We start from the raw sequence: 18,970 nt of genomic DNA, 5'->3' as shown, positions 1-18,970 counted from the left end.
TTACTGCATGTCGAAAGAAGACAGCTTCGAAATGGAAGGCACTGTCGTCGACACCCTGCCCAACACCATGTTTCGCGTGGAGTTGGAAAACGGGCACGTCGTAACCGCGCATATTTCCGGGAAGATGCGCAAAAACTACATTCGTATTCTCACCGGTGACAAGGTGCGTGTTGAATTGACGCCCTATGACTTGAGCAAAGGGCGCATCACCTACCGCGCTCGATAAGCGAAGACAACAAAAACGCCCGGCAACTGCCGGGCGTTTTTGTGCGTCTGGGTTTTTTTGCGCGCAACTCGGGGGCATGCCCCCGAGTGCTTACGCCATCTCTGCAGCGGTCTCGAACTCGAACGTGAGCTCCCCATCGCGGATGTCGATATGCACCACACCGCCGTGGTCCGCCAGTTCGCCAAACAGAATCTCCTCGGCCAACGGCCGTTTGATTTTGTCCTGGATCAAGCGGGCCATTGGCCGTGCGCCCATCTGCACATCGTAACCGCCCGAAGCCAGCCAACCACGCGCCGCTTCGGTAACGTCCAGCTGCACCCGCTTGTCTTCCAGTTGCGCCTGCAGTTCGGTGAGGAACTTGTCGACGACGCTCTTGATGACCTCGTGGCTGAGGCGACCGAACTGGATGATCGTATCCAACCGGTTGCGGAACTCAGGGGTGAAGCTCTTCTTGATCACTTCCATGGCATCGGACGAGTGGTCCTGATGAGTGAAGCCGATCGAAGCACGGGATGCGGTTTCCGCGCCTGCGTTGGTGGTCATGATCAGGATGACATTGCGGAAATCCGCTTTACGCCCGTTGTTGTCAGTCAGGGTCCCGTGGTCCATGACCTGCAACAGCAGGTTGAAGACTTCAGGGTGGGCCTTCTCGATTTCATCGAGCAACAGCACGCAATGAGGCTGCTTGGTGATCGCCTCAGTCAGCAGGCCGCCCTGATCAAAGCCCACATAGCCTGGCGGCGCACCGATGAGGCGCGACACCGTGTGCCGCTCCATGTACTCGGACATGTCGAAGCGCACCAGCTCGACCCCCAGGGCCTTGGACAGCTGCCTGGCCGCCTCGGTCTTGCCGACCCCGGTGGGGCCTGCGAAGAGGAACGAACCGACTGGTTTGTCCGGTGATTTCAAGCCTGCCCGGGACAACTTGATCGCCGTCGCCAGCGAATCGATGGCGGCGTCCTGGCCGAACACGGTGAGCTTGAGGTCACGCTCCAAGTTGCGCAGCAGCTCTTTGTCGGAACTAGTGACATGCTTAGGCGGAATACGCGCGATTTTCGCCACGATGTCCTCAACCTGTGGCACCTCGATGCGCTTGACGCGCTTCTCCACTGGCTGCAAGCGTTGATAAGCGCCCGCTTCGTCAATCACGTCGATGGCTTTATCAGGCATGTGCCGGTCATTGATATAGCGTGAGGCCAGCTCGGCAGCGGCACGCAGTGCCTCTTCGCTGTACTCGATATCATGATGCTGCTCGAAACGCCCCTTGAGGCCGCGCAGAATGCTGATGGTGTCTTCGACCGACGGCTCACTCACGTCTACTTTCTGGAAGCGCCGGGCCAAAGCACGGTCTTTCTCGAAGATGCCGCGAAATTCCTGGAACGTGGTGGAGCCGATGCAGCGAATGTCCCCGGAAGAGAGCAGCGGCTTGAGTAGGTTAGACGCGTCCATTACCCCACCCGAGGCGGCACCGGCACCAATGATGGTGTGGATCTCGTCGATGAACAGGATCGCCTGGGGGCGCTTTTTCAGCTCGTTGAGCAGGGCCTTGAAACGTTTTTCGAAGTCACCGCGGTACTTGGTGCCGGCCAGCAACGCGCCGAGATCCAGGGAATAGACCACACTGTTGGCCAGCAGGTCAGGCACCTGGTTGTCGACGATACGCTTGGCCAGGCCTTCGGCAATGGCTGTCTTACCGACGCCCGCCTCGCCCACCAGCAGTGGGTTGTTCTTGCGGCGCCGGGCAAGGATCTGGGCGACCCGCTCGACTTCGCTTTCACGACCCACTAGAGGATCGATACGGCCCTGGCGAGCCAATTCGTTCAGATTGCTGGCATAGGCATCCAGAGGATTGCTGGACGCCGATGCCTCACCCCCTTCCTCATCCTGCATATCCTGCTCGCCTTCGGAATGATCGCCGTGGCCTGGAACCTTGGAAATGCCATGGGCGATATAGTTGACGACGTCAATGCGCGCCACGCTCTGCTGCTTGAGCAGAAACACGGCCTGGCTTTCCTGCTCGCTGAAGATCGCGACCAGCACGTTGGCACCGGTGACTTCGCGCTTGCCAGAGCTTTGCACGTGGAACACGGCGCGCTGCAGTACGCGCTGGAAGCCCAACGTCGGCTGGGTCTCGCGGTCTTCGTCGTGTACCGGGATAAGGGGCGTGGTGGAGTCGATGAACTCTTGCAGATCATGCTTGAGCTTATCGAGATTGGCGCCGCACGCCCGCAATACGGTGGCAGCAGCTTCGTTGTCCAGCAGGGCCAGCAGGAGGTGCTCGACCGTCATGAATTCATGACGCTTGGAGCGGGCCTCCTTGAAGGCCAGATTAAGGGTGACTTCGAGCTCGCGGTTTAACATAGCTTCACCTCATACCCAAGTGGTCGGCGTTAACCGTCCTTCTCGATTTCACAGAGTAGCGGATGCTGGCTTTCCCGGGCGTACTGGTTGACCTGCATGGCCTTAGTCTCGGCGATGTCGCGGGTAAACAATCCACATACCGCCCGCCCTTCAGTGTGGACGGCCAGCATGACCTTGGTCGCCAGCTCGCGATTCAGGTTAAAAAACACCTCGAGCACTTCGACGACGAAATCCATCGGTGTGTAATCATCGTTGAACAAAACCACCTTATACATAGGTGGGGCCTGCAGCGCAGGCTTTGATTCCTGTACGGCCAGCCCGGCCGAATCGTCCTCATCCGATAGCGGGCGATCTTGGTTATAGGTTAGTCGAATCTGGCTAAATGCATGCATGGAAAGAAGATTCATCGTTAGCGAATAGGGTGTTGGGTTGACTCACATGGCCGAATTCCTGCTCGGCCGCCGCATGACCTTGACTATCGGCTAAACGGTGTTACAAACAATAGAACCCACATTGGGTAAGAAAGGTCCGCGCAGTCAACCAAATTTTTTCATCGGGATCCGTAAACGGATGCGTTGTGGATGATACTCCAGCGATGGAGTCCTTTGCAGAGGGATATGAACATGGCGAGCGGTAAAGTCAAGTGGTTCAACAACACCAAGGGCTATGGCTTCATCAACGAGGATGGCCAAAGCGATGACCTTTTTGCCCATTATTCAGCGATCGCCATGGAAGGCTATAAGACCCTCAAGGCCGGGCAGCGGGTGAGTTTCAACATCATCCAAGGCCCCAAAGGCCATCACGCGGTCGACATTCAAGCCGAACCGGTCGCCACCCTTAAGGCCGCCGAGGCCTCGCCCATAGAAGCAACGCCCACAGAAACCGCGGTTAGCGCCTGACCGCATGCCTTGGCGCCCTGCCCCCTGGCGGAGGCAGGGCGCTCGGCGCAAACCGGTGCGCAGTGATATACTGCGCCGGTGACTCAACAGTCACTGGGGGTCGACCCGTCCGATGCAAGGGCGCGCAGGCCCGGGAGCGGCTGTACCGCGCCCGTCGCCCGACCTCTTGACGCTCTACTGATGCATCCCACGTCACTGCGGCGTTTCTCGACTTTAGGCTCATTGCTGGCAACGAGCCGAAGCGCCTATGCTGCGCATCTCGAGATCCTGCACGCTCAGTCAAGAAGAGAGTTAATCCGAATATGCCCACCCGCTCGAAGATCATCTACACCTTCACCGACGAAGCCCCAGCCCTGGCTACTTATTCGCTGCTGCCCATCGTAGAAGCCTTCACCGCCTCCGCGGATATCGCTGTTGAAACCCGCGATATTTCCCTGGCCGGCCGTATTCTTGCAAGTTTCCCCGAGCACCTGGGCGACAAGGCCATTGCCGATCACCTCGCCGAATTGGGCCAACTAGCCAACACGCCTGAAGCCAACATCATCAAGCTGCCGAATATCAGCGCCTCGGTGCCCCAGCTCAAGGCCGCCATCAAAGAACTGCGCGACCAGGGCTTCAATATCCCCGACTACCCGGAAGCGCCAGCCACCGAGGCTGACAAAGAAGCCAAGGCACGCTACGACAAGATCAAAGGCAGCGCCGTGAACCCGGTACTGCGCGAGGGTAACTCCGACCGTCGGGCGCCGCTGTCGGTCAAGAACTACGCGCGCAAGCATCCGCACAAAATGGGCGCCTGGAGCCCTGACTCCAAGTCTCACGTGGCACACATGAGCGAAGGCGATTTCTACGGCAGCGAAAAAGCCGCCGTGATCAAAGCCGACGACAGCGTCAAAATCGTGCTGACCGCCCAAGACGGCAGCCAGACAGTACTCAAAGAAAAAACCTCGGTCAAAGCCGGCGAGATCATCGACTGCTCGGTCATGAGCAAGAAAGCCCTGCGTGCTTTTATCGCTGCGCAGATCGAAGACGCCAAGCATCAAGGCGTGTTGTTCTCCGTCCACCTGAAAGCCACCATGATGAAGGTCTCCGACCCGATCATGTTCGGCGAAATCGTTGCCGAGTTCTATCAAGCTGCTTTGACCAAGCATGCTGACGTGTTGAAAGAGATCGGCTTCAGCCTGAACAACGGTATCGGCGATCTGTACTCGCGGATCAAGGCCCTGCCTGCCGCCCAACAGGCCGAGATCGAAGCCGACCTGGCAGCGGTTTACGCCACGCGCCCGGCATTGGCTATGGTCAACTCCGACAAAGGCATCACCAACCTGCACGTGCCCAGCGACGTCATCGTCGACGCTTCGATGCCGGCCATGATTCGTGATTCCGGCAAGATGTGGAACACCGAAGGCCAACTGCAGGACACCAAAGCAATCATCCCGGATCGCTGCTACGCCAGCATCTACCAGGTGGCCATCGACGACTGCAAGAAGAACGGTGCATTCGACCCGACCACCATGGGCAGCGTGCCGAACGTCGGCCTGATGGCGCAGAAAGCCGAAGAGTACGGCTCCCACGACAAGACTTTCCAGATCGCTAGCGCAGGTGTGGTGGACGTCATCGATAGCCAGGGTAATGTGCTGCTCACCCAGGCCGTTGAAGCCGGCGATATCTGGCGCATGTGCCAGGCCAAGGACGCGCCGATCCAGGACTGGGTCAAACTGGCCGTCAACCGTGCGCGCGCCAGCGACACCCCAGCAGTTTTCTGGCTCGACCCTGCCCGTGCCCACGACGCGGCGATGATCGAGAAGGTCCAGAAGTACCTCAAGGACCACGACACCAGCGGCCTGGACATTCGCATCATGGCGCCAGTGGACGCCATGGCGCTGTCCCTGGAGCGCATTCGCGCCGGCAAGGACACCATCTCGGTGACCGGCAACGTGCTGCGCGACTACCTCACCGACCTGTTCCCGATCATGGAGCTGGGCACCAGCGCCAAGATGCTCTCCATCGTGCCACTGATGAACGGCGGCGGCCTGTTCGAAACCGGCGCTGGCGGTTCGGCCCCCAAGCACGTCCAGCAATTGCTGGAAGAGAACTTCCTACGCTGGGACTCGCTGGGTGAATTCCTCGCCCTGGCAGCCTCGCTGGAACACTTGGGCACCACCTACGACAATGCCAAGGCCAAGGTCCTGGCCAGCACCCTGGATCAGGCCACTGGCAAGTTCCTCGACAACAACAAGTCGCCTTCGCGCAAAGTCGGCAACATCGACAACCGCGGCAGCCACTTCTACCTGGCGCTGTACTGGGCCCAGGCCTTGGCCGCCCAGAGCGAAGACACCGCACTGCAAGGGCAATTCGCCCAGCTGGCCAAGACCTTGGCCGACAACGAGGCGAAAATCGTCGCCGAATTGAACGCGGTACAGGGCAAGGCCGTGGACATCGGTGGTTACTACAACACCGACGCCGAACTGACCCGCAAAGTGATGCGCCCTAGCGAGACCCTCAACGCTGCCATCGCCGCGCTGAAGTAAGCTGGCGCCGTAAGGCCTTTGCGCCACCGCAACCCCGGCCCCGTGCCGGGGTTGCTCTTTCTGGAGCCCTCTATGAGCTGGAACCCGCATATTACCGTTGCGACCATCATCGAAGACCAAGGGCGCTTTTTGCTGGTCGAAGAGTTACAAGGCGGCGAATTGGTACTGAACCAGCCCGCCGGCCACTTGGAACCCAATGAAAGCTTGCAGCAAGCGGCTATCCGCGAAACCCTCGAAGAAACCGGCTGGACAGTCGAGCTGACCGGTGTCGTTGGCATTTACCTGTACGTCGCGCCGAGTAACGGCGTCACCTACCAGCGCATTTGCTTTAGTGCACGCACGCTCCAGCACGACCCGTTGCGCCCGCTGGACCCTGACATCCTGCGCACCTGTTGGGCCACTGAGGCCGAACTGCTGGCGCAACCACAGCGCTGGCGCAGTGAACTGGTGCCGCGCTGCATTGCCGACTACCTGGCAGGCCCACCCCACAGCCTGGCCCTGATCCGTGATTAAATAGCCGCTTAGCCCTAGCGCCTGCAGCCTGTTAGAATCCCGTCCTTTTTCGCAGATACACATTGAAACCCTATGCGTGAGCCAGACCCAGCAACCCAGCGCGTCATCGTCGGCATGTCCGGCGGCGTGGACTCCTCCGTTTCCGCCGCACTGCTCATCGAGCAGGGCTATCAGGTAGAAGGCCTGTTCATGAAGAACTGGGAGGAAGACGACGGCACCGACTACTGCACCGCCCGCGAAGACTTGGCCGACGCCCAGGCCGTGTGCGATCGGCTGGGCATAAAACTGCACACCGCGAACTTTGCCGCCGAGTATTGGGACAACGTGTTCGAGCATTTCCTGGCCGAGTACAAAGCCGGGCGTACGCCTAACCCAGACATCCTGTGCAACCGCGAGATCAAATTCAAAGCGTTCCTCGACTATGCGCTGATGCTTGGGGCCGACCTCATCGCCACCGGGCATTACGTGCGGCGCCGCGACGTCGACGGGCGTACCGAACTGCTCAAAGGCCTGGACGCGAACAAAGACCAGAGCTACTTCCTGCACGCCGTCGGCGGCGAGCAAATTGCCCGCACGCTGTTTCCGGTAGGCGAACTGGAAAAGCCGGCGGTGCGCGTCATCGCTGAGCGCTACGGCCTGGCCACGGCCAAGAAGAAGGACTCCACCGGTATCTGCTTTATCGGCGAGCGGCGCTTCAGCGACTTCCTCAAGCAGTACCTGCCCGCCCAACCCGGCGAGATCAAAACCACCGAGGGCGAGGTCATTGGCCGCCACCACGGCTTGATGTATCACACCATCGGCCAGCGCCAGGGCCTGGGCATCGGTGGCCTTAAAGATGCCAGCGATGACCCGTGGTACGTTCTGCGCAAAGACCTGCAACGCAACGAGCTGATCGTTGGCCAAGGCAACGAGCACCCCTGGTTGTTTTCTGGCGCCCTGCTCGCTTCGGACATCTACTGGGTCAACCCTGTGACTCTGGAGCAGCCCCGGGCCCTAACGGCCAAGGTGCGCTATCGTCAGGCAGACCAGGCCTGCACCCTGGAGCGTACGGCCGATGGCTACCGCGCCGTGTTCGAACAACCGCAGCGGGCGGTCACGCCTGGGCAATCGGTGGTGTTCTACGAAGGCGAGGTGTGCCTGGGAGGCGGCGTCATCGAGAGCGCGCTGCCTTGGCTTCATAAGGAAACCGCGGCATGACCCCGATTCAAGAGCAATTGGTCGCCCTCGGCGGCGTGTTCCAGGCAGCCGTGCTGGTTGACCGTATCGCCACCACCGGCCAAGCGGGCGAAACCGGGGTCGGCTGCATGATCGGCAGCCTGCTGGTCCTTGACCCTAAAGACACCCTGCACGTCTACGGCGGCGACGATGAGCAACTGCGCGAAGGCTACCGTGCGCTGGTCAGCGCGCTGGAACGCAACCCCGGCAGCCTGCAGCGCGAACCCTTGCGCTACGCGCTGTCGATGCTGGGCCTGGAGCGCCAGTTAGCCAAGCGCGACGAGATGCTCGCGCTGATCGGCCAACGCTTGCCGCAAATTCAGAACCAGGTCGAACATTTTGGCGTGACCCATGAGAACGTCATCGCGGCTACTGGCGCTTTGTACCAGGACACCCTCAGCACCCTGCGCCAGCGGATCCAGGTCCACGGCGATATGCGCCACCTGCAGCAACCCAACAACGCCTCGAAAATTCGCGCCCTGCTGCTCTCCGGTATTCGCTCGGCGCGGCTTTGGCGGCAATTGGGCGGCCATCGCTGGCAACTGGTGTTCAGCCGCCGCAAGCTGCTCAAAGAGCTCTACCCCATGATGCGCGGTGAACCGCGCGACTAACTTCCCGGGGGCGCCTTGTCGGCCTCGGCCGACTTCAGTGCATTTTTAATGTATGATATGCGCCCTTTTCGTTGCCCGACTGTCCGAGAACACCCTATGCAGCTTTCTTCGCTCACTGCGGTTTCCCCTGTTGACGGCCGTTATGCCGGCAAAACCGAGGCCCTGCGGCCGATTTTCAGCGAGTACGGCCTGATCCGCTGCCGCGCATTGGTCGAGGTTCGCTGGCTTCAGCGCCTGGCTGCCCACCCGCAGATCCCTGAAGTCCCCGCGTTCTCTGCCCAGGCCAACGCCTTGCTCGACGCGCTGGCGAATGACTTCGCCCTGGAGCACGCCGAGCGTGTGAAAGAGATCGAGCGCACCACCAACCACGACGTCAAGGCCATCGAATACTTGCTCAAAGAGCAAGCGGCCGAGCTGCCAGAGCTGGCCAAGGTCAGCGAATTCATCCACTTCGCCTGCACCAGTGAGGACATCAACAACCTGTCCCACGCGCTGATGCTGCGCGAAGGCCGCGACGACGTACTGTTGCCGCTGATGAAGCAGATCGCCGAAGCGATCCGTGAACTGGCGGTGCGTTTCGCCGAAGTGCCGATGCTCTCGCGTACCCACGGCCAGCCCGCCTCGCCGACTACCCTGGGCAAGGAATTGGCCAACGTGGTCTATCGCCTGGAGCGGCAGATCACCCAAGTGGCCGCGGTGCCCCTGCTGGGCAAGATCAACGGTGCCGTAGGCAACTACAACGCGCACCTTTCTGCCTACCCGGACATCGACTGGGAAGCCAACGCCCGCGCCTTTATCGAAGACGAACTGGGCCTGGGCTTTAACCCCTATACGACGCAGATCGAACCCCACGACTATATCGCCGAGCTGTTCGACGCCATCGCGCGCTTCAACACCATCCTGATCGACTTCGACCGCGATATCTGGGGCTACATCTCCCTGGGTTATTTCAAGCAGCGCACCATCGCGGGCGAAATCGGCTCTTCGACCATGCCGCACAAGGTCAACCCGATCGACTTCGAAAACTCCGAAGGCAACCTGGGCATTGCCAACGCACTGTTCCAGCACCTGGCGAGCAAGTTGCCGATCTCGCGTTGGCAGCGCGACCTGACCGACTCCACGGTGTTGCGTAACCTGGGCGTCGGTTTCGCCCACAGTGTGATTGCCTACGAAGCCAGCCTCAAGGGCATCGGCAAGCTGGAGCTCAACACGCAGAAGATCGCCGCCGACCTGGACGCCTGCTGGGAAGTGCTGGCCGAACCGATCCAAACGGTCATGCGCCGCTACAACATCGAAAACCCGTACGAAAAACTCAAAGAGCTGACCCGGGGCAAAGGCATCAGCCCCGAAGCCCTGCAGACGTTCATCGACGGCTTGGACATGCCTGCCGAGGCCAAGGCTGAGCTAAAGAAACTCACCCCCGCCAATTACATCGGCAATGCGGTTGCCCAGGCTAAACGTATCTGACGCCTGCGGCACCGCTCAGACGCCCGGCCGAGCCGGGCGTTTTTATTACTGCTGCGAAACGGCAATCTTTCAATAGGTTACACATGAACGCTGACATCCCCCTGCAATTGCTAGGCGGCATTACTGCCCGTGAATTCCTCCGCGACTACTGGCAAAAGAAGCCTCTGGTGATACGCCAAGCGTTTCCCGACTTCGAAAACCCCATCAGCGCCGACGAACTCGCGGGCTTGGCACTGGAAGATGAAGTCGAGTCGCGTATCATCCTCGAGCATGGCGAACGCCCCTGGGAAATGCGCCGTGGCCCTTTTGCCGAAGACGCCTTCGGCCAATTGCCCGAGCGCGACTGGACCTTACTGGTGCAGGCGGTCGACCAGTTCGTCCCAGAAGTTGCCGAGCTGCTCCAGCACTTCCGCTTTCTGCCGAGCTGGCGTATTGACGATGTGATGATCAGCTTCGCCACCCCAGGCGGTAATGTCGGCCCGCACTTCGACAATTACGACGTGTTCCTGCTGCAAGGCCAGGGCCGCCGGCACTGGAAGCTCGGGCAGATGTGCGACTCCGACAGCGCCCTGCTCGAACACGCCGATTTGCGCATCCTGGCGGATTTCCAGCAAAGCCAAGAGTGGACGCTGGAGCCCGGTGACATGCTCTACCTGCCACCGCGCCTGGCGCACTATGGGGTGGCGCTGGATGACTGCATGACCTACTCGGTAGGCTTTCGCGCCCCTAGCGCGGCCGAAGTGCTGACCCACTTCACCGACTTCCTGAGCCAGTTTCTGCCCGACGAAGAACGCTACAGCGACGCCGACGCGGTGCCAGCGGCCGACCCCCACCAGATCCAACACGACGCCCTCGACCGCCTCAAGCGCCTGCTGGCCGAGCATATGAGCGACGAGCGGCTGCTGCTGACCTGGTTTGGCCAGTTTATGACCGAGCCGCGTTACCCAGAGCTGGTCGCTGGCGAAGAACTGGATGAAACCGACCTATTGGACAGCCTCGAACAGGGCGCCCTGCTGATTCGCAACCCTAGCGCACGCCTGGCCTGGTCGGAAGTGGACGACAACCTGCTGCTATTCGCCAGCGGCCAAAGCCGCCTGCTGCCCGGCGAACTGCGCGAGCTGCTCAAGTTGATCTGCTCGGCCGACGCGTTGCATTCGGAAAACCTTGCCCCCTGGCTGAATGACGACCAGGGCCGTATGCTCCTGTGCGAATTGGTCAAGCAAGGTAGCCTGGGGTTTGCCGATGAATAGAATTGACGTGCGTGTGGCCGACTGGCAGAAGAGCAACAGCGACATTCGGCGTATTCGTGAAGCGGTCTTCATCAATGAGCAATCAGTCCCGCCAGAGCTTGAGTGGGACAGTGAAGACGCCACCGCTGTGCACTTCCTCGCCGAGGAAGACAACTACGCGGTCGGCACAGCACGCCTGCTGTCAGGCGGCGAAATTGGCCGAGTGGCGGTGATGCGCGATTGGCGCGGCATGAACGTCGGCGACCTGCTCATGCGCGCGGTTATCGCCGAAGCGGAGCGCCGTGGCCTCGCCCCGCTGAGACTGGTCGCCCAGACCCAAGCCACCGCGTTTTATCAGCGCCATGGGTTCGTGGTGACCAGCGAAGAGTTTCTCGAAGCGGGTATTTCCCATGTGGAGATGCTGCGCCAGCTCTGACTTCGCTCAAAGACGGGGTGAGGCCGCGACGGCCGACAACCTGCCTGTTCTGCCAGTTTTAGCGAGCGCGGCTATTTCATAGGCTAGCCACTCATTCATTTGAGCAGGACAGGCATCATGACTACTTCAGCAAAAGACGCGAGAGCCTTGCCCGGGCCGCACCTCCCGCCCATAGTCAAGCGTGGCGAGGATCTGCACATTCACTCCAGCCTTAAGGCTATCAACCAGGCCAAAGTGGGCGGGGTCAATCTGATCACGTCTTCTTCGACACCTGGCATTCACTCGGTATTGATTAGCGATAAGGTACCTCTTGGCGAGTCTGAGGTGAGCGTGCATACCATGAACGATGAGTCGCAGGTGGTGGGCAGAGTAATCGTCACCGCACAAGAATAAACCTGCCGGCGGGGCGCCGTAGCGGTGCTCCGCCTTCCCTACTCCCTACTGTCCGCGCTGCTCATGGACTAGTGACACACCTGTCAATTCTGCCAGTTATTCTGATCTAACGTTCGCCCTACGCTAACCACTCAACCAACTAGCAGGGTGAACCATGAACGAAGAAAATCTGATCCCGCTCACCGTCAGGCCTGAGCGGGTAAAGGCCGGCGACAAGATCTATATCAAGGGCAACGGGCTGTCTGCGGTCAGTTACATTCAGATTATGAATAGCAGGCTGACCGCCCATCACGATGGCGACGAATACGCTGCGACGGTCAGCGAAGATGTCAAGCCGGGTGGCTGGCCCGTCTATGCGCTGGACCCAAGCAACAAACAGTTAGGCCGGGGCTCGGTCATCGTAGACGAATGACCACGGGCAAGTGGGGGTGGCGACGTGCTCTCCCACTTGCGCCATACTGTCCGTACCCCCTCGCGGAGATCACGGACATGCCGCTACGCCCCTTGTTAATCAGTCTGCTACTGCTGTTCAGCGCGCCCGCTCTGGCGGCCACCCAAGTACTGCCCCTGAATCACCGCACCAGTGCCGAGCTGTTGCCCGTTGCTCAGGATTTCCTAGGCCGAGAAGGCACCGTCAAGGCCTACGGCAACCAGCTGATCGTCAATGCCGACCCGGCCAAAATCGACGAACTCAGCGCCCTCCTCGACCAACTCGACCGGCCAGCCCGCCGCTTGTTGATCAGCGTTGATACCAGCGACAGCAACAACGCTGATACCCAGGGCTACAGCATCAACGGCGGCAGCCAGGGCGTGCAAGGCCGCGTGATCCAATACGGCACCAGCAACCGCAGCGGCGGCGTTCAGCAGGTTCAGGCCAGCGAGGGCACCCCGGCGCTGATCCAGGTCGGCCAGAGCATCCCGGTGACTAGCAGCCAGAGCGACGGCTATGGCCGCGTACAAAGCCAAACCCAGTACCGCAACGTGACCCAGGGTTTTTATGTCACGGCCAGCGTCACAGGCGACACGGTGCACCTGAATATCAGCACCAACAATGACCGGATCAGCGAGCAACGCCAGGATGTAGTGAACGTACAAAGTACCGACACGCAGGTCAGCGGCCGCTTAGGGGAATGGATCACCTTGGCCGGGGTCAACGAGCAAACCCAGCTCAACCGCAATGGTTTGGCCCGCAATTACGCGACCCAGGGGCGCAATGACATGACTTTGCGGGTAAAAGTCGATGCATTTGAGTAAAACCGTGACCGGGGAGTCTCGACTCTAGCACCTCAAAGTGACTAATCAGGCGTATTAGACCAAAGATGTAGTGGGCATAAAAAAGCACTACAAAACGTTTGACGAGCCAAATCCCTAGGGGCATGATGGCCTCGCTCCCGCTGTTCAGGGGCCCATTAACTCGGGGCCTCCCAAGCGCGCTCTGCCAATCACCAGCCAGAGCCGAACCCTGTCCGTACCGCCCAAAAGGCCGTCGGCGCGGGCCTGACCAGCGAGTGCCACCGGTGTACTGCTCACCGCAGTGCCAGGCGGAGCGAACCTATTATTGAAACCTATGCGACGAGGTTTATCTCCATGGCTCTGACACGCGAACAACAAATTGCGGCCCTCGAACAAGACTGGGCGCAAAACCCGCGCTGGAAAGGCGTCACACGTAATTACTCGGCGGCTGACGTGGTGCGCCTGCGCGGCTCGGTGCAGCCCGAGCACACCTTCGCCAAGCTCGGCGCCGACAAGCTCTGGCAGTTGGTCACCCAAGGCGCCAAGCCGTCATTCCGCCCCGATAAAGACTTCGTCAACTGCATGGGCGCCCTGACCGGGGGCCAGGCCGTGCAACAGGTCAAGGCCGGCATCCAGGCGATCTACCTGTCGGGCTGGCAGGTGGCAGCGGACAACAACTCGGCCGAGTCGATGTACCCTGACCAGTCGCTGTACCCGGTCGACTCGGTGCCTACCGTGGTCAAGCGCATCAATAATTCATTCCGCCGTGCCGACCAGATCCAGTGGAAAGCCGGGAAAAACCCGGGCGATGACGGCTACATCGACTACTTCGCGCCAATCGTCGCCGATGCCGAAGCCGGTTTCGGCGGCGTATTGAACGCCTATGAACTGATGAAGAACATGATCGAAGCCGGCGCGGCCGGGGTGCACTTCGAAGACCAGTTGGCCTCGGTGAAAAAATGCGGGCACATGGGCGGCAAGGTCTTGGTGCCCACCCAGGAGGCGGTGCAAAAACTCACGGCGGCGCGCCTGGCCGCTGACGTGGCGGGGGTGCCGACCATCATCCTGGCCCGCACCGACGCCAACGCGGCCGATTTGCTGACCTCCGACTGCGACCCCTACGACCAGCCCTTCGTGTTGGGTGAGCGCACGCCCGAAGGTTTCTACAAAGTACGTGCCGGGCTCGACCAGGCCATTGCCCGTGGCCTGGCCTACGCGCCCTACGCTGACCTGATCTGGTGCGAAACCGCCAAGCCGGACCTCGATGAAGCACGCCGCTTCGCCGAAGCGATCAAGCGCGAATACCCTGACCAACTGCTGTCTTATAACTGCTCGCCCTCCTTCAACTGGAAGAAAAACCTCGACGATGCCACCATCGCCAAGTTCCAGCGCGAGCTGTCGGCCATGGGTTATAAGCACCAATTCATTACGCTGGCCGGTATCCACAACATGTGGCACAGCATGTTCAACCTGGCCCACGACTACGCGCGCAACGACATGACCGCCTACGTCAAGCTGCAGGAACAGGAGTTCGCCGACGCTGCTAAAGGCTATACCTTCGTGGCTCACCAGCAGGAGGTGGGCACTGGTTATTTCGATGACATGACCACCGTGATCCAAGGTGGCAAGTCGTCTGTGACCGCTCTGACCGGCTCCACCGAGGAAGAACAGTTCCACTGAGCCAAACCGGTGCATCCATAGTGGTCAACCATCGGGGCCCGCCTCGCGCGTTAAGCGCGTGGCGTGGCCCCGGTGCGTTTACCAGCAACCCGGCCCAATTATTGCTGCCTTGCCCTGACGCCCACTCACTGCGACAGGGAACCGCGCATGACGACGCCCACCGAGTACCCCCTCACCGAAGCACCACGTGAAGGCCGCAAGGGCCTATTGTCAGTATCCATGGTGCTGTTCAGTTTTACCTTCTTTACCGGCACCATGTTTGCCGGTGGCAAGCTTGGCCTCGCCTTTAGCCTGGTCGACATGCTCTGGATCGCCGCGATCGGCAACAGCCTGCTGGCCCTCTATGCTGCGGCACTGGCCTGGATCGCGGCGCGTAGCGGCCTGAACACAGTACTGATGGGGCGCTTTTGCTTTGGCGAAGCCGGCAGCCGTTTATCGGACGTGTTGCTGGGTTTTGCCGAACTGGGTTGGTATGCCTGGGGCACGGCCACGGTCGCGATTGTGCTGGTGAAACTCCTTGGGCTGGCGGAGGGTTTCACTTCGCCACTGATGGTAGTGTTTGGCTTGGGCTTTTGCCTGACCGCTCTGGTGGGCTACAAAGGCCTGGACATGCTGTCACGGCTGTCGGTGCCGCTGATGTTTGTTTTGCTAGTGATTTCCATGGTCATCGCCACGCGGGATATCGGTGGCTGGCAGGGGCTGGCGGCGGTGGTACCGCAGCAGAGCATGGGGTTTTCCGCCGCCATCACCATGGTCTTCGGCACCTTTGCCAGCGGTGCCACCCAGGCCACAAACTGGACGCGCCTGTCGCGCAGCGGCCGTGTCGCGGTGGTTGCCAGTGTTTTGAGTTTCCTTCTGGGCAACGGTTTGATGATCGTCGCGGGCGCCTGGTGCGCCATGGTCTATCAACAGGCCGACATCGTCGAAGTGATGATGCTGCAGGGGCTGTCGTTCGCTGCGGTCATCATGCTGTGCCTGAACCTGTGGACGATTCAGGGGCCAACCATCTACAACGTCGCCGCGGCCGCCTGCCACTTGCTGCGCAGTGAACGGCGGCGAAGCTTGACCTTGGTGGCCGCCGTGGTGGGTATTGTGCTGGCCATCGGCGGCATGTACGAGTGGCTGATTCCCTTTCTAATATTGCTGGGCTCGATCATTCCGCCCATCGGTGGGGTCATCATGGCTGACTTCGCCTACCGCCATCGGGGCCGTTACCCTACGCTGGCCAGTGTTCAGTTGCCCCGCTACAACGTCTTCGGCCTGACGGCCTACGCCATGGGTGCACTGCTCGCCTATGCGTCACCCTGGATTGCACCGCTGGTGGGTATTGGCGCTTCGGCACTGTGCTATATCCTGTTGCTACAACTCTTCGGCCAGCGGCACCTAAGCGCCCATGCCCTGCCCCCGATGAACGACGCCCGATGACAGGAACGCCCATGAAGATTATCAATGCCACCCTGCGCAAGCGCACTGGCCTGTACACCGTGACCTGCAACGCCGAGCGCATTGCCGCGATCGAGGAGCAAACCGCAAGCGTGGCAGCAGCCCCCGGCGACATCGATGCCAGCGGCCAATTGCTGATCGCGCCCCTGGTGGAACCCCATATTCACCTGGACGCCACCCTGACCGCCGGCCAACCGCAATGGAACATGAGCGGCACGCTGTTCGAGGGCATCGAGCGCTGGGGCCAGCGCAAAGCCAGCATTACCCACGAAGACACTAAGCAACGGGCCCACACCACGGTGCGCATGTTGGCCGAGCACGGTATCCAGCATGTGCGCACCCATGTCGATGTGACTGATCCTACCCTGGCCGCCCTGGCCGCCATGCTCGAAGTGCGCGAAGAAAGCCGCCACCTGATCGACCTGCAAATAGTGGCGTTCCCCCAGGAAGGGATCGAGTCCTATGCCGGCGGCCGCGCCCTGATGGAACGTGCCATCGCCATGGGCGCCGACGTGGTAGGCGGTATCCCGCACTTCGAAAACACCCGCGAGCAGGGGGTGAGCTCGATCAAATTTCTCATGGACCTGGCTGAGCGCACCGGTTGCCTGGTGGACGTGCACTGCGACGAGACCGATGACCCCCATTCGCGTTTTCTCGAAGTGCTGGCCGAAGAAGCCCGGGTACGCGGGATGGGCCCGCGGGTCACCGCCAGCCACACCACGGCCATGGGTTCCTATGACAATGCCTACTGTTCCAAGCTGTTTCGCCTGTTGAAACAGGCCGACCTGAACTTTGTTTCCTGCCCGACTGAAAGCATCCACCTGCAAGGCCGCTTCGATACCTTTCCCAAGCGCCGCGGCGTGACCCGGGTGGCCGAACTGGACCGCGCGGGGTTGAACGTGTGCTTCGGGCAAGACTCGATCAAGGACCCTTGGTACCCCTTAGGCAATGGCAACATCCTGCGCGTGCTCGATGCCGGCTTGCACATCTGCCATATGATGGGCTTTGAAGACCTGGCACGCAGCCTGGACTTGGTCACCGACCACAGCGCCCGCACCCTCAACCTGGGCGAAGGTTACGGTGTTGCAGTGGGGCGCCCGGCCAATCTGGTGGTGTTGGACGCCGAAAGCGATTACGAAGCCGTGCGCCGCCAGGTCAAAGCCAGGGTGTCGATTCGCGCGGGCAAGGTATTGATGACCCGCGTACCGGAGCGGGTGGAGTTCAGCCACCTGGCCCAGGTGCCAGCCCAGGCCGCGCACGGCTGAGTCAGCCCTGGCGGGCCGCGGCCCAGAGGCGAGCGATATCGCGGGCGCGCTCGCGCAGCAGCCGTGGCGCCTGCTCACACGCCTCGGCCAGGCTGATGGGGCCCGGGGCCAGAGCGAAGGCCGCGGCGATGCCGTGTTGGTAGATGGCCTCGTAGCCTTCACCCAGGGTGCCGGCCAGCAGCACCACCGGCACGCCTGCACGCTGAGCCACCCGGGCCACGCCGATGGGGGTCTTGCCGCGCAGGGTCTGCTGGTCGCAGCGGCCTTCACCGGTGATCACCCAGTCGGCCCCCTGCACTTTATCGGCCAGCCCTACCAACTCGGCGACCACATCGACCCCTGGGCGAAAGCTGGCGCCAAGGAACATCTTGGCCGCGAACCCCATGCCTCCGGCAGCGCCTGCGCCGGGTTCATGGCGCATGTCGCGGCCGAGGGCCTGGGCGCAGCCATCGGCAAAATGCCCCAAGGCCGAATCCAGCGCTGCCACCTGTTGCGCTGACGCGCCCTTCTGCGGGCCGAACACATGGGAAGCACCGTGGGGCCCACACAGCGGATTGTCGACGTCGGCAGCCACCTCGAACTGGACCTGCTCAAGCCGAGGGTCCAGTTGGCTCAGGTCGACCGTGGCCAGGTCAGCCAGGGCCAGGCCGCCCGGCGCCAGTGGCACGCCGTCGGCACCCAGCCAGCGCGCACCAAGGGCGCTGAGCATGCCCGCTCCGCCATCATTGGTGGCACTGCCACCGATGGTCAGAACCACTTTACGTGCCCCAGCATCCAGGGCTTGCAGGATCAATTGCCCGGTGCCGTAGGAACAACTGCGGGTGGCATCGCGCTGAGCTAGCCCGAGCAATTGCAAGCCACTGGCCTCGGCCATTTCGATCACGGCCATGCGCACATCGGGCACCCAGCCCCAGCGCGCCGTGACCGGCACACCCAAAGGGCCGTTGACTTGCGCTTGCTTTAATACGCCCTGCAAACCGACCAGAATGGCTTCGACCGTGCCTTCGCCGCCATCGGCCATGGGGCAACACAGCACAAGGGCATCTGGCAGGGCCTCGGCCACGCCCTCGGCAATGGCAACTGCCACGGCTTCGGCGCTTAGGCTGTCTTTGAAAGAGTCTGGGGCAATGACAATTTTCACCGGGCCAGCCCCTGGCGGTGCCGCCATTGCTGGGCGATATCACTCAGGGTGGTCGCCCCGCCTGCATCGATCCAAGCCATCAGGGAGCGGTCGAACGTGAAATTATCGCCACATTCAGCACGGAGAAAACGTCGAACATTTTGGGTTTTTTTAAAGTTCGCATCGATGATCGTGGCCCCGCTAAGCGGGGCACGGTGCCAGTCCAATGCCATGGCGGCGCCTCCTTAGGGCCTTAGTCCAAGCCCTAGGTATAAGCGATTGGCGCATGCCAGGCAATGTCGAAAGATCGGGGGCAAGCCCCCCTCCTACGATGGCGGATGGGGTAGGAGT

The 18,970-nt window shown here is 61.0% G+C and carries 19 protein-coding genes; 15 read left to right on the top strand and 4 right to left on the bottom strand.

Going from position 1 to position 18,970, the window contains the following annotated elements; all coding sequences use genetic code 11:
• The first annotated feature begins 7 nt into the window (after positions 1-7).
• Entirely contained in the window at positions 8-226 is a 219-nt protein-coding gene (infA, locus tag QCL65_RS11405; protein WP_002553999.1) for a translation initiation factor IF-1, read from the top strand.
• A 90-nt stretch (positions 227-316) separates the two neighbouring features.
• Here infA and clpA read toward each other — a convergent pair whose 3' ends face one another.
• Both clpA and clpS read right to left on the bottom strand, forming a co-directional pair.
• Complete coding sequence (gene clpA / locus QCL65_RS11400) at positions 317-2,587, bottom strand: ATP-dependent Clp protease ATP-binding subunit ClpA (protein ID WP_407316321.1); 2,271 nt, start codon at positions 2,585-2,587, stop codon at positions 317-319.
• A 29-nt stretch (positions 2,588-2,616) separates the two neighbouring features.
• Entirely contained in the window at positions 2,617-2,979 is a 363-nt protein-coding gene (gene clpS / locus QCL65_RS11395) for an ATP-dependent Clp protease adapter ClpS (protein WP_407316320.1), read from the bottom strand.
• A gap of 231 nt (positions 2,980-3,210) precedes the next feature.
• Between clpS and cspD the strand changes: the two genes are divergently transcribed.
• From cspD to codA, 14 genes are all read left to right on the top strand, one after another.
• Positions 3,211-3,486, top strand: coding sequence for a cold shock domain-containing protein CspD (cspD, locus tag QCL65_RS11390; RefSeq protein ID WP_407316319.1), 276 nt, complete (start codon positions 3,211-3,213; stop codon positions 3,484-3,486).
• A gap of 302 nt (positions 3,487-3,788) precedes the next feature.
• Complete coding sequence (locus QCL65_RS11385; RefSeq protein WP_407316318.1) at positions 3,789-6,014, top strand: NADP-dependent isocitrate dehydrogenase; 2,226 nt, start codon at positions 3,789-3,791, stop codon at positions 6,012-6,014.
• 72 nt (positions 6,015-6,086) lie between these two features.
• On the top strand, positions 6,087-6,527 hold the full coding sequence (locus QCL65_RS11380) for an NUDIX hydrolase (protein ID WP_407316317.1): 441 nt from the start codon (positions 6,087-6,089) through the stop codon (positions 6,525-6,527).
• Between the two features lie 72 nt (positions 6,528-6,599).
• Positions 6,600-7,724 (top strand): tRNA 2-thiouridine(34) synthase MnmA, encoded by a 1,125-nt coding sequence (gene mnmA, locus QCL65_RS11375; RefSeq protein ID WP_407316316.1) that lies wholly within the window; start codon positions 6,600-6,602, stop codon positions 7,722-7,724.
• Positions 7,721-8,353, top strand: a complete 633-nt coding sequence (gene hflD, locus QCL65_RS11370) for a high frequency lysogenization protein HflD (RefSeq protein ID WP_407316315.1) — start codon at positions 7,721-7,723, stop codon at positions 8,351-8,353. Before mnmA ends, hflD begins: the two co-directional genes overlap by 4 nt.
• Positions 8,354-8,449: 96 nt before the next feature.
• Entirely contained in the window at positions 8,450-9,820 is a 1,371-nt protein-coding gene (purB, locus tag QCL65_RS11365) for an adenylosuccinate lyase (protein WP_407316314.1), read from the top strand.
• 83 nt (positions 9,821-9,903) lie between these two features.
• Positions 9,904-11,070 (top strand): JmjC domain-containing protein, encoded by a 1,167-nt coding sequence (locus tag QCL65_RS11360; protein WP_407316313.1) that lies wholly within the window; start codon positions 9,904-9,906, stop codon positions 11,068-11,070.
• Positions 11,063-11,485 (top strand): GNAT family N-acetyltransferase, encoded by a 423-nt coding sequence (locus QCL65_RS11355; RefSeq protein ID WP_407316312.1) that lies wholly within the window; start codon positions 11,063-11,065, stop codon positions 11,483-11,485. Before QCL65_RS11360 ends, QCL65_RS11355 begins: the two co-directional genes overlap by 8 nt.
• A gap of 117 nt (positions 11,486-11,602) precedes the next feature.
• The gene (locus tag QCL65_RS11350) at positions 11,603-11,878 is read left to right on the top strand and encodes a hypothetical protein (RefSeq protein ID WP_407316311.1); all 276 of its coding nucleotides are present in this window, start codon (positions 11,603-11,605) and stop codon (positions 11,876-11,878) included.
• 154 nt (positions 11,879-12,032) lie between these two features.
• Positions 12,033-12,290, top strand: a complete 258-nt coding sequence (locus QCL65_RS11345) for a hypothetical protein (protein ID WP_407316310.1) — start codon at positions 12,033-12,035, stop codon at positions 12,288-12,290.
• 77 nt (positions 12,291-12,367) lie between these two features.
• On the top strand, positions 12,368-13,132 hold the full coding sequence (locus QCL65_RS11340) for a secretin N-terminal domain-containing protein (RefSeq protein WP_407316309.1): 765 nt from the start codon (positions 12,368-12,370) through the stop codon (positions 13,130-13,132).
• Between the two features lie 333 nt (positions 13,133-13,465).
• On the top strand, positions 13,466-14,791 hold the full coding sequence (aceA, locus tag QCL65_RS11335) for an isocitrate lyase (protein ID WP_407316308.1): 1,326 nt from the start codon (positions 13,466-13,468) through the stop codon (positions 14,789-14,791).
• Between the two features lie 147 nt (positions 14,792-14,938).
• A complete protein-coding gene (codB, locus tag QCL65_RS11330) occupies positions 14,939-16,216 on the top strand; it encodes a cytosine permease (protein WP_407316307.1) in 1,278 nt (425 codons plus the stop codon).
• 11 nt (positions 16,217-16,227) lie between these two features.
• Complete coding sequence (gene codA / locus QCL65_RS11325) at positions 16,228-17,499, top strand: cytosine deaminase (protein ID WP_407316306.1); 1,272 nt, start codon at positions 16,228-16,230, stop codon at positions 17,497-17,499.
• Position 17,500: 1 nt separating this feature from the next.
• Here codA and QCL65_RS11320 read toward each other — a convergent pair whose 3' ends face one another.
• Together QCL65_RS11320 and QCL65_RS11315 are read right to left on the bottom strand one after the other, a co-directional pair.
• The gene (locus QCL65_RS11320; protein WP_407316305.1) at positions 17,501-18,640 is read right to left on the bottom strand and encodes a glycerate kinase; all 1,140 of its coding nucleotides are present in this window, start codon (positions 18,638-18,640) and stop codon (positions 17,501-17,503) included.
• Entirely contained in the window at positions 18,637-18,852 is a 216-nt protein-coding gene (locus tag QCL65_RS11315) for a DUF6434 domain-containing protein (protein ID WP_407316304.1), read from the bottom strand. Before QCL65_RS11315 ends, QCL65_RS11320 begins: the two co-directional genes overlap by 4 nt.
• Between the last annotated feature and the right edge of the window lie 118 nt (positions 18,853-18,970).

Origin of the sequence: Pseudomonas sp. nanlin1, assembly GCF_045571515.1 — a bacterium.
Lineage (GTDB): Bacteria > Pseudomonadota > Gammaproteobacteria > Pseudomonadales > Pseudomonadaceae > Aquipseudomonas.
Note: the sequence above shows the minus strand (reverse complement) of the source record. Positions and strands in the feature narration are given on the sequence as shown.